Here is a 10,993-nt window from a genome sequence, read left to right as displayed (position 1 = left end):
CCAGCGGGGAGCGGTGCCGAGCGCGCCGCGGAGGTTCTCCAGGCGGCCGGCCGCGCCGAGTCCCGCCTGGTCGGCCACCCGGCGCCGGTGGGCGAGGGCGGGCAGCGCCCGGGCGGGTACGCCGCCCGTGCGCAGGACGGCGGCGGCACGCCGGGCCAGCCGCCGGGTGGGGTCGTGTCCGCGGGCGCGAGTCGCGGCTCGGGTGGAGGGCATGGGCACCAGAAGCAGCGGGGCGCCGCGGCTGGCCACGCCCACGGGCACGGCGGTGCAGACGGCCCGGGCCAGCGCGGTGCCGAGGGGACGGGCCAGCCCGAGGGCGCCGCGTTCCTTGTGTGCCAACAGCGCCTGGCGGACCGGTCCTTCGTATCCGGCGGCCGCGTAGGTCTCGGGCAGTCCGGGTGGAGCGTGGGCGGGGCGGGCGCGGAAGGGCTGTGCGGCCTCGAGCCGGGCGCGGCAGTCGGGGCACAGCTGGGTGTGGGGACAGCCGCAGCCGAGGCAGCGGTCGGGAAGCAGCACGTCGAGGACGGCCTCGGCGAGCCGGGTCAAGGGGGTCTGGGCGGTGGGGACGACCGGGTGGGACACGGCTGCTCCTCCCGTCGGTGCCGGGATGTTCAGGACGGATCCGCCGGGGGCAAGGATGCTGCATGGCCGTCGGGTCCGTCGGGGGTTCACCCGCTGTTCATCCGATCGGGGGTAGCCGCTTCCCGGGGGCTGTACAAGGGGTCCGGATGGGGAGATTTTGGGAGGTCAGAACGTATGAACGTCCCGACCTCCGGATTCCTCCGGTTTCGGCGGGCAGAATCCGCTGAAGCGTTGTTCGATGGGGTTCTCACCGAAACGAGTGGGGAGGAAGGGGTTGAGGGCGGTCCGTCCGAACGAGTGGGCGGGACTGCGTCCTCGATGGGCGCGGCGGCCCGGCGGGCCCGCCGCGTACGAAGCGCAAGGGATCGGAGAACTGCGTGGACATTGTCGTCAAGGGTCGCAAGACCGAGGTTCCCGAGCGGTTCCGCAAGCACGTCAGCGACAAGCTCTCCCGGATCAGCAAGCTGGACGGCAAGGGCAAGGTCATCAGCGCTGACGTGGAGCTGTCCAAGGAGCGCAACCCGCGCCAGGCCGAGAACTGCGACCGGGTGGAGATCACGGTCCGCACCAAGGGGCCGGTGATCCGGGCCGAGGCCTCCGCGGGAGACCCCTACGCGGCGCTGGACCTGGCGTCGGCCAAGCTCGACGCCCAGCTCCGCAAGGCGAAGGACCGCCGGGCCGTGCACAAGGGTGCACCGCCGCTGAGCGTGTCCAAGGCCACGGCGACGCTGCCCGAGGAGGCCGGCGCCGTCGCGGCCGAGGAGTTGAGCCCGGAGCTGAAGCGGACCCGGATGGGGTCCGTCGAGGTCGAGGGCGACGGGCCGATGGTGGTCCGCGAGAAGACCCACGCCGCCGTGCCGATCACCCTGGACCAGGCGCTCTACGAGATGGAGCTCGTCGGCCACGACTTCTACCTGTACGTGGACTCCGACGCCATGATGCCGAGCGTCGTGTACCGCAGGCACGCCTACGACTACGGCGTGATCCACCTGAAGGTGGAGGAGCTGGAGTAGGAAGGCGCCTTCCGAACACCTTCCGAACAGCGGTGGTCCCCGGTTGCGGCCGGGGACCACCGCGTGAGGGCCTGTCCGACGGGATCTTTCCCGGCCCGCGCCGTCCGGCACAGCCTCCCCCAGCCTCCGGCGGGCAGGTGCCGCCCTCCCGCGGAAGCGCCCAACCACGTCCGGCACGAGGGCGCTCCGCCGCCTTGGAGCCGGCCGCACCTGGGGGTACCTCCCGCTCGAAGGGTGGGGGAGCGGCGCGGCTGGTCCGGACAGATCCGCCGGACAGGCTCCAGCGCCGTCGTCGCCGGGTCGGGCGCACGCCGCACTTTCGAGGGAACCGGGCGCTGCGGGCTGATCTCAACGTGCTTGCCACGTGGAATCATTGCGCGTACACCCGACCACCGAGGGGGAGGACCGGATGGACGAGCGCTGGGAGACGCTGCGCCGCGCCGTGGGCGAGGAGCGGGAGGGCGAGCTGGAGATACCCGGGCAGCGGGGCCGGTCCGCGCCGGAGCCGATCCGCGTCCTCGTGGTGGACGACCACGCCCTGTTCCGCCGGGGCCTGGAGATCGTGCTGGCGCAGGAGGACGACATCCAGGTCGTCGGCGAGGCGGGGGACGGCTCGGAGGCGGTCGAGCAGGCGGCGGACCTGCTGCCCGACATCGTGCTGATGGACGTGCGGATGCCGCGGCGCAGCGGGATCGAGGCCTGCACGGCGATCAAGGAGGTCGCGCCGAGCGCCCGGATCATCATGCTGACGATGAGCGACGAGGAGGCCGACCTCTACGAGGCGATCAAGGCGGGTGCCACCGGATACCTGCTCAAGGAAATCTCCACGGACGAGGTGGCCACCGCCATCCGCGCGGTGGCGGACGGGCAGTCGCAGATCAGCCCCGCCATGGCGGCCAAGCTGCTGACCGAGTTCAAGTCGATGATCAAGCAGCGCTCGGACGAGAAACCTCTCGTGCCCGCCCCGCGGTTGACGGACCGTGAGATGGAGGTGCTCAAGCTGGTGGCGACCGGGCTGAACAACAAGGACATCGCCCGGCAGCTGTTCATCAGCGAGAACACCGTGAAGAACCATGTCCGCAACATCCTGGAGAAGCTGCAACTGCACTCCAGGATGGAGGCGGTGGTCTACGCGATGCGGGAGAAGATCCTCGAGATCAGCTGAGCAGCTTCTCCAGCTCCGGCCGAAGCGATTCGTCGTGCAGGCGCTCGACGCGCACGTCGGTGCAGCCGACCCAGGAAGCGGCCTCGCGCAGGGCCTGGGCCAGGGCGGGCAGGTGCCGGGCGCTGTCCACCGAGAGCTGACGGGCGATCAGGGTGCGCCCCTCCCGGGCGGGATCGACGCGGCCCACCAGTCGGCCGCCCGCCAGCAGCGGCATGGCGAAGTACCCGTGGACGCGCTTCTCACGCGGGGTGTAGGCCTCCAGTCGGTGACTCAGGCCGAAGATCCGCTCGGTGCGCGACCGGTCCCAGACGAGTGAGTCGAAGGGGGAGAGCAGGGTGGTGCGGTGCCGCCCGCGCGGCTCCGTGGCCAAGGCCTCAGGGGCGGCCCAGGCGGCAGCCGGCCGGCCGTCGCGGCCCCAGCCGGCGACCTGGACGGGGACCAGGCCGCTCTCCGGCAGGGCGGCGGTGACCTGGTCGACCTTGAGGCGGTGGTAGTCGGCGAGATCCTTCACCGTGGCGACGCCGAGCGCGGCGCCGGCCTGCCCGACCAGGCGGCGCAGGCAGTCCGCGTCTTCGAGCTCCTGCGCCAACAGCTCAGCGGGGACGGCGCGTTCGGCGAGGTCGTAGACGCGTTTCCAGCCGCGGCGTTCGCCGCAGACGACGACGCCGGTGTCGAGCAGCCACTCCACGGCGATCTTGGTCTCGGACCAGTCCCACCAGACGCCGCCCTTCTTGGCGCCGCCCAACTCCGTTGCGGTGAGCGGACCGTCGGCCCGGAGCCGGGCGAGCACCTCGGCGCAGGAGCGGTCCGCGTCCTCCATCCGGTGCCACCGGTGGCCGCGGGCGAGGAAGCGCCGGCGGCGGAACGCGAACAGCGGCCACTCCTCGACGGGCAGCACGCAGGCCGCGTGGGACCAGTACTCGAACGACGCCCCGCCGCTCCAGTAGGCGCGCTCGACGGCCTCCCGGCCGACGGCGCCGAGCCGCGCGTAGGGCACCAGTTCGTGCGAGCGGGCCAGCACGGAGATGGTGTCCAGCTGGACCGCGCCCAGGTGACGCAGCACGCCGCGCACTCCCGCCCGGCGGTCGGGGGCCCCGAGCAGGCCCTGGGCGCGCAGGGCGATGCGGCGGGCGTGGTCGGCGCTCAGCAGGGTGCTCATGTGGGCCGAGCGTAGACGGGACCACTGACAGGCCGCGGGGCCGGGCGGTCGCCTTCCGAACGCGGACACAAAACGTCACACGTCCGAGTGGTTCTCCGGCCTTGGACGGCGGGATGGTCGGACCGGCCTCCTAGCATATGAACGCAACGCAGCGAGCTGCTCACAGAGCGCCGACTGCGTGTTCGCACAGGGGGATTCCATCACTTTCGGCATGCCGGGCCGTGGGCTCGCGGGCATGCGTACTGCGGCGTGCCCGGGGTGCGCCGACGGGAGGGGTACACCATGGGTCGTCGCACCCGCTGGGCCGCGGCCTGCGCCGTGGCCGGACTGCTGGCGCTCGCCGCGCCGCCCACCGGCACGGCCTTCGCGGCGAGTTCGCCGCGGATCGACCTGCGCCTGCTCGTCGTGGACGACGGCGGTCCCGCGGTGGCCGCCATCGCCAACGAGCTGGATCTGGCCGGCACCCCGTACACGCGGGTGGACCTCGGCAGTGCCAGCCGGCCCGTGCTGAACGCCGCCTTCCTCGCCACGACCACCTCTTCCGGGCAGGCCGAGGCCAGGTACCAGGCGGTCGTGCTGCCGAACAACGCACCTGCCGGGCTGAGCGCCGACGAGCTGACCGCCCTGGCCGCCTACGAGCAGACGTACGGCGTGCGCCAGGTCGACGCCTACACGTACGCCCAGCCCGCGGTCGGCCTCAACTGGGCGGCGAACCCGGGGTACATCGGCCCGTTGGACGGCACCACAGGGACGGTCACCGCGGCGGGCCTGTCGGGCCCCTTCACGTACCTGCGCGGCAGCGTGCCCTTCGAGGACAACGACCCTGCCGTGACCGAGAGTTATGGCTACCTGGCAACGCCTCTGGCGACCCAGGCCGCCGGGGCGAGCTTCACCCCGCTGGTCACCGCGCCCATTCCGGGCAGCAGCGCCCAGGGGGTGCTGGCGGGCCAGTACGACCACGACGGCCGGTCCGAACTCGTGCTCACCTTCGCGTACAACCAGTACCAGCAGCAGTTCCGACTGCTGGCCCGCGGCATCGTCGACTGGGCCACCCAGGGAGTCCACCTCGGCTACGACCGCGACTACTTCGAGGTCCACGTGGACGACGTGTTCCTGCCCGACGATCGCTGGAGCAGCACCGCCAAGTGCACGCCCGGCGACGCGGCCTCGGCCTGCCAGGGCACCCCGGCGCCCTCCGAGATCCGGATGACCCCCGCAGACGTGACCTATGCCCAGCAGTGGTCGCAGCAGCGCAAGTTCACCCTGGACCTGCTCTTCAACGGAGGCGGCAGCGACGACGCGGTCGCCGCCAACGGCAGCGACCCGCTGACCACCTCGCTGCTCGCCGCCAAGAGCTCCTTCCGCTGGGTCAACCACACCTACGACCACCCGTTCCTGGGCTGCGTGCAGGACATCGCGACGGTGCCCTGGTCCTGCGGCAAGGACACCGCTGGCAACACGCAGTGGGTCAGCGAGAGCACCATCCGGACGGCGGTCCAGAAGAACCAGCAGTGGGCCGCCGCTCACGGGCTGCCCGTCGACAACACGGAGCTGGTCACCGGAGAGCACTCGGGCCTGAAGACCCTGCCGCAGCAACCTGTGGACAACCCCAACCTGGCCACGTCGCTGGCGGCTTCCGGCGTCCGCTGGACCGGCAGCGACCACTCCCGTGAGGCGGACCAGCGGGCCGTCGGCAGCAGCACGCTGACCGTGCCGCGGTACCCGATGAACGTCTACTACAACGCGGGCACCACCGCCGACGAGGTCGACGAGTACAACTGGCTCTACACCAGCACGGCCCAGGGCGGCAGCGGCATCTGCACGGCCAACCCGGCCACCACGAGCTGCATGCCCGCGCCGCTCGACGAGAGCACCGGGTACGCCGACTACATCGTGCCGCTGGAGGTCCGCATCGACCTCGGCCACGTGCTGGCCGACAGCCCACTGCCGCACTACATCCACCAGTCCAACCTGGCCGAGGACCGCATCGCCTACCCGGTGCTCGACGGCATCCTGGACCGGTACAGCGCGCTGATCGCCGACAACGCGCCCCTGCTCAACCTGCGTGAGTCGGCCATCGGCGCCGAGCTGAAGCAGCGCGCCGCCTGGCAGGCCGCCCTCGCCGCCGGAAAGGTCACCGCCTACCGGGTGGGCGGCACGGTCACCGTGCAGGCGCCGAGCGGCACGGCGGCGCAGGTCACCATGCCCAACGGCACCGTGCAGCAGCAGTTGCTCGGCACCTCGGCCGTGGGCACCGGCTACGCGGGAGAGCTCTCCGGCTGGGTGAGCCCCGGGCTGCTGCAGAGCTCCGTGTCGCTCAAGCTCAGCGGCGCGGCCACGCCCGCCTCCGGCTCGGCGCCGAGCGCCGGCTCCGCGCCGAGCGCCGGCACGGGAAGCAGTGCCAGCAGTCAGCCGTACGTGCCGAACTCGCTGCTGGCACCGGTGCGGTTGACGCTGTCCGGGGCGGCCAAGCTCCTCGGCAGCCACTAGTCGCAGGTCCGGATCCAGGGGGGAACCATCGTGCACGTCCCCACAGACGTCACCCTGCTCACCGAAGGCACCTATCCCTACGTCCACGGAGGCGTCAGCACCTGGTGCGACCAGCTCGTGCGCGGCATGCCCGAACTGCGCTTCCACGTGCTCGGACTGACCGCCAGCGGCGAGGAACCGGTCGTCTGGCCGCTCCCGGCGCAGGTCGCCTCGGTCAGCTCGGTGCCCCTGTGGGGGCCGCCCCCCACCGGTCGGGTCGCCCGGGGCCGCACGCTGCGGCGGTTCCTGAGCGGCTACGAGCGCTTCCTGCTCGCGCTGCTCGACCCGGACTTCGAGCCGTACTTCGCGGAGGAGCTCTACGAGCTGGCCGAGTTCGCCCTCACCGGCTGGTCGTTGACCGAGGCCCTGCGCAGCGAGGGCGCCGTGCGGACGCTGCAGAAGCTGTGGCGGATGCCGTTCCTGAGCACCTGTCAGGACCGGCCGAGCCTCCGTGAGGCCATCACCGCCACCGACCTGCTCGAGCACGCGCTGCGGCCGCTGGCGGTGCAGCCGCCCGCCCGCGGCGTGGCGCATGCCGTCACCGGAGGGCTCGCGGTGCTGCCGGGCCTGTCCGCCAGACGGTTCCACGGGGTGCCGCTGATCCTCTCGGAGCACGGCATCTACCTGCGGGAGCGCTATCTGTGCATGAACGAGGAGGACTTCGCCCGCCCGGTGCGCGCGCTGATGCTGGGCTTCTACCGGCTGCTGGCCGAGGAGAGCTACCGGGGTGCGGACGTGGTCGCGCCGTGCAACCGCTACAACCGTCGCTGGGAGGAGCAGGGCGGCTGCGAGCCGAGCCGGATCCGGACGGTCTACAACGGCGTCGATCCGGATGTCTTCGCCGTGGCCGAGGCGGAACCCGAGGAGCCGACCGTCAGCTGGGCCGGGCGGATCGATCCGATCAAGGACCTCGAGACGCTGCTGCGGGCCGTGGCCCTGGCCGCCCGCGAGGTTCCCGGCCTGCGGCTCCGGCTCTTCGGCGCGGCGCCCCGGGGGGCGGAGCACTATGAGGCCCAACTGCGAGATCTTGCGGCGAAGTTGGGGATCGGCGAGCAGGTGGCCTTCGAGGGACGCATCGCGCAGGTCCGCGAGGCCTACGCGGCAGGGAGCGTGGTTGCGCTTTCCAGCATCTCGGAGGGCTTCCCGTTCAGCGTGATCGAGGCGATGAGCGTCGGGCGGCCGACGGTCTCGACCGACGTCGGCGGCGTCGCCGAGGCCGTGGGCGACACCGGCCTGCTGGTCCCGCCCCGGGAGCCTGCTGCTATGGCGCAGGCCCTGGTCGAGCTGCTGCGGGACGCCGGGCGACGGCGGGCGCTCGGTGCCGCGGCCCGGGCCCGGGTGCTCGAACACTTCACCGTGGACCGCACGGTGGCCGCCTATCGGGCCCTGTACGCCGGGTCGGGTGTCGGCGCACCCGCCGCCACAACGGTCGAGCGGTCCTCGCAGCGGCCACGGGCGGAGGTGCGGGCGGCATGAGCGCCTTCGATCCCACGAGCCGCCCCGCAGCCCCCCTGCCGAGGCCGAGAGGCGGGCCGGAGAGCCTGGCGTGCACGGGATCTGCCGACGACCCAGCGGCGGAACTCGTCGAGCGCTTCGGGGGTCTGGCCGCACGCGCGGTCCACCCGCTGGAGGTGGCCGCACGGATCGAGGCCGAGGGCCTGAGCGACCGGCAGATCCGACTCCGTTACGGGCGGGAGGACGCCTTCGTCCTGGCCCGTGAACTGTTCGACCAGGCGCGGCGGACCGCGGACCCGGCACAGGACGGGGGACGGCGCCCGTGGTGGCAGGTCTCCGCAGCCCGGTGCGCCCTGCGCGGCGTGCTGTTCGCGCTGCCCGCTACAGCCGGCCTGCTGGTAGGGCCAGGCTTGCACTTCGGTGCCGGTCTGGTCATCGGGCTCCTGCTCAGCTGGAGTTGGAGCCAGGCCGTGGCGCACCGCGCCTACGGCTGGCTGCATGGCGGCGACCGGGCCCGTGCCGCGGGCTCGCTGCTGCGTGGCGGCGTCGCCGGGCTGGTCCCGGCCTGTCTCGTGGTGCCGGCCTTCGACGGCTTCGGCAGGAGCGCCGCCTTCGGCTGCGGGCAGGCGCTGTACTTCGCGACGGCGACGCTGCTGCTCGTCCTCGGCCGGGAACGGCAGTTGCTGGTGGCCCTGCTGCCCGTGGCGGCCGGCGGGTGCTGGGTTATCGCCGCGCGCCACGGGCTGCCCTCCCCGCCCGGGTGGGCAGGCGCACTGCTCCTGGCCGCAGCCATGCTGCTCACCGTGCGGACCGCGTGGACCGCGGTCCGCGAGGAGACGGGGGCGGTCGTGGGCGCTGCGCTGGCCGCCCTGCCGGGCCTGGACCGGCGGGCGACGGTCGAGCTGGCCGTGCACGTGGTCTTCGGAGCGGCCGTCGCAGGCCTGACGCTGGCTCATGTCGGGCCGGCCACCGTGGCGTTGACCCTGAGCATGGGCGGCGCGGAGTGGTTCCTGACGGAGTGCCGAGGCGATGCGGACGCCGCCCTCGGCCGCAGCGGCTCCCCGGGGGAGTTCCAACGCGCGGTGGCGGCCGTGCTGTTGCGCTGCCTGGGCGGGTACCTGCTGGTCCTGACCGCCCTGGTGCTGGCCGTCACGCTGCTGTGGGCAGGCCCGGCGGCGCTGCCGGGAGGAATCGCGATACCCGCGCTGGGCGCGGCGGTGTGGAGCGCCCAACTGCTGCAGTCCTTCGGCCTGGCGTCCCGGGCGATGCTGCTCTGCGCCGGAGCGGCCCTGGCCCTGCTCGCCTGCCTGCGCGGCGGCGTCCAGCCGCCCGTGGCCCAGGCGGTGGTGTGCGCGGTCGCCGCCGTCGCACTGCTCGCCACGGCGGTCCGCGCCTCGGTCGACGCCACTCGCCACCGGTAGCCGCGGAGCGGGCAGGCGCCGCCCCGGGTCCGGCCCGATCCGCCCGATCCGCCCGGTCCGACCGGTCCGCGCGGTCCGACCGGTCCGCTCAGTGTGTGTGGCGACGGCCGAACTGGTGGACGGTTGTGGTGAGGTGAGGGAGGGCTGGTCACGCGTGGAGGAGGACGTGGGTGCGACGGTGGTCAGGGTGGGCCACGGCGACGGTGGCTGCCGCGCTGGTACTCGCGGGCTGTGGTGGCGGGGGGCATCCGGCGGCGACGCCCGCGCCGGGCGGGTCCACGGCTTCGCCTGGCAGCCCGAGCGCCGGTAGTGGGGACGGCACGGCATCCTCCCGATGGGTGCCGCGCCCCGGGACCGACTGGCAGTGGCAGCTCTCGGGACGGGTGGACCTCTCCCCGGACGTGCCCGTCTACGACGTCGACGGACAGGAGACGTCCGCCGCCACCGTGGCAGCGCTGCACGCGCGCGGACGGCACGTCGTCTGCTACGTCAACGTCGGCGCCTGGGAGGACTTCCGCCCCGACCGCGCCGCGTTCGCCCCGGCCCTCCGCGGTCGGCCGCTGGACGGCTGGCCGGACGAGCGGTGGCTGGACATCCGCCGGCTGTCCGCGCTCGAGCCGTTGATCGCCGCCCGCTTCGACGAGTGCCGGCGCAAGGGGTTCGACGCCGTCGAACCCGACAACGTGGACGGCTACGCGAACGACAGCGGCTTCCCGCTCACCGCGGCCGATCAGTTGTCCTTCAACCGGATGGTCGCCCGGCTGGCCCACGACCGCGGGCTCTCGGTGGCGCTGAAGAACGATCTCGACCAAGTCCCGCAGCTGGTACGGGACTTCGACTTCGCCGTGGTCGAGCAGTGTGCCCAGTACGACGAGTGCGGCCGGACACTGCCCTTCCTGCGGGCGGGCAAGGCCGTGCTGGAGGTGGAGTACGTCGATGTCGACGGGCAGGGGAGCGGCGGCGCTGCGGGCGCGGATCCGGCCTCCCGCTGCCGGGCCGCCAAGCGGCTGGGCCTCAGCGCCATGCGCAAGACGCTGGACCTCACGGCGTGGCGCGCACCCTGCTGACCCCTCCGGGGTGACAGGCCCAAGCCTCTGTGCCGCAGCCGGGCCGCCGCGCGGCCTCTGCCAGGGCGGGAGGCGGTCTGGTGCTCCCCTCTTGGGACCCGGCCCAGCCCAGGGCCCCGATCCCGGCCCCGGGGTCTGTGCCCTCCGCTCCGCGGCCCGACTCCGACGTTTTGCACGCGGCCTTGGGGGCCGATGCCTTCCGAGTTCCGCCGATCCCGCTTGGCCGGCCCGGCCTCGGCCTCTGCCGACCTCGGGTCGGCGCCGTCCCTACTCCGCCGACCCCTCCGGTGTCCTCGCTCGGCCTGCGGGCGGATGCCCTCCGAAGTTCCGCCGACCCCGCTTGGCCGGCCCGGCCTCAGCCTCGGCCTCGGGTCGGCGCCGTCCCTACTCCGCCGACCCCTCCGGTGTCCTCGCTCGGCCTGCGGGCGGATGCCCTCCGAAGTTCCGCCGACCCCGCTTGGCCGGCCCGGCCTCAGCCTCGGCCTCGGGTCGGCGCCGTCCCTACTCCGCCGACCCCTCCGGCGTCCTCCCCCGGCCCGTGGGCGACGCCCTCCGAACTCCGCTGGGCCCCTCGGCTGGCCCCCGGCCCCGTCCCCGCCGCG

General features: G+C 73.3%; 8 protein-coding genes. 6 read left to right on the top strand and 2 right to left on the bottom strand.

All coding sequences use genetic code 11. The annotated features are described in order from the left end of the window. Positions 1 to 582, bottom strand: a 582-nt coding sequence (locus tag ACFP3V_RS11245) for a ComF family protein (protein ID WP_380582573.1), incomplete at its 3' end; no start/stop codon positions are given. 377 nt (positions 583 to 959) lie between these two features. Here ACFP3V_RS11245 and hpf point away from each other — a divergent pair. Then, a complete protein-coding gene (gene hpf, locus ACFP3V_RS11240; RefSeq protein WP_380582571.1) occupies positions 960 to 1,595 on the top strand; it encodes a ribosome hibernation-promoting factor, HPF/YfiA family in 636 nt (211 codons plus the stop codon). Positions 1,596 to 2,004: 409 nt separating this feature from the next. Next, positions 2,005 to 2,760, top strand: a complete 756-nt coding sequence (locus ACFP3V_RS11235; RefSeq protein ID WP_380582569.1) for a response regulator — start codon at positions 2,005 to 2,007, stop codon at positions 2,758 to 2,760. Here ACFP3V_RS11235 and ACFP3V_RS11230 read toward each other — a convergent pair. Beyond that, a complete protein-coding gene (locus ACFP3V_RS11230) occupies positions 2,753 to 3,919 on the bottom strand; it encodes a winged helix-turn-helix domain-containing protein (RefSeq protein ID WP_380582567.1) in 1,167 nt (388 codons plus the stop codon). The genes ACFP3V_RS11235 and ACFP3V_RS11230 overlap by 8 nt on opposite strands. A gap of 282 nt (positions 3,920 to 4,201) precedes the next feature. On the opposite strand from ACFP3V_RS11230, the gene ACFP3V_RS11225 reads away from it, so the two are divergent. From ACFP3V_RS11225 to ACFP3V_RS11210, 4 genes are all read left to right on the top strand, one after another. After that, positions 4,202 to 6,409, top strand: coding sequence for a hypothetical protein (locus ACFP3V_RS11225; RefSeq protein WP_380582565.1), 2,208 nt, complete (start codon positions 4,202 to 4,204; stop codon positions 6,407 to 6,409). A 30-nt stretch (positions 6,410 to 6,439) separates the two neighbouring features. Further along, entirely contained in the window at positions 6,440 to 7,924 is a 1,485-nt protein-coding gene (gene pelF / locus ACFP3V_RS11220; protein ID WP_380582563.1) for a GT4 family glycosyltransferase PelF, read from the top strand. Next, entirely contained in the window at positions 7,921 to 9,324 is a 1,404-nt protein-coding gene (locus ACFP3V_RS11215) for a hypothetical protein (RefSeq protein ID WP_380582561.1), read from the top strand. The genes pelF and ACFP3V_RS11215 overlap by 4 nt, the downstream gene beginning before the upstream one ends. A 215-nt stretch (positions 9,325 to 9,539) precedes the next feature. Beyond that, entirely contained in the window at positions 9,540 to 10,391 is an 852-nt protein-coding gene (locus ACFP3V_RS11210) for an endo alpha-1,4 polygalactosaminidase (RefSeq protein ID WP_380582582.1), read from the top strand. The last annotated feature ends 602 nt before the right edge of the window (positions 10,392 to 10,993 follow it).

It is taken from the genome of Streptacidiphilus monticola (genome assembly GCF_042658505.1).
Lineage (GTDB): Bacteria > Actinomycetota > Actinomycetes > Streptomycetales > Streptomycetaceae > Streptacidiphilus > Streptacidiphilus monticola.
The sequence above is the reverse complement of the archived record's forward strand: the minus strand, read 5'-3'. Positions and strand labels throughout refer to the sequence as shown.

Bases quoted from the DNA above. Each gene is read 5' to 3' on its own strand.
- ACFP3V_RS11235 (WP_380582569.1), top strand. From the start codon at position 2,005: ATGGACGAGCGCTGGGAGACGCTGCGCCGCGCCGTGGGCGAGGAGCGG.
- ACFP3V_RS11230 (WP_380582567.1), bottom strand. From the start codon at position 3,919: ATGAGCACCCTGCTGAGCGCCGACCACGCCCGCCGCATCGCCCTGCGC.
- ACFP3V_RS11225 (WP_380582565.1), top strand. From the start codon at position 4,202: ATGGGTCGTCGCACCCGCTGGGCCGCGGCCTGCGCCGTGGCCGGACTG.
- ACFP3V_RS11215 (WP_380582561.1), top strand. From the start codon at position 7,921: ATGAGCGCCTTCGATCCCACGAGCCGCCCCGCAGCCCCCCTGCCGAGG.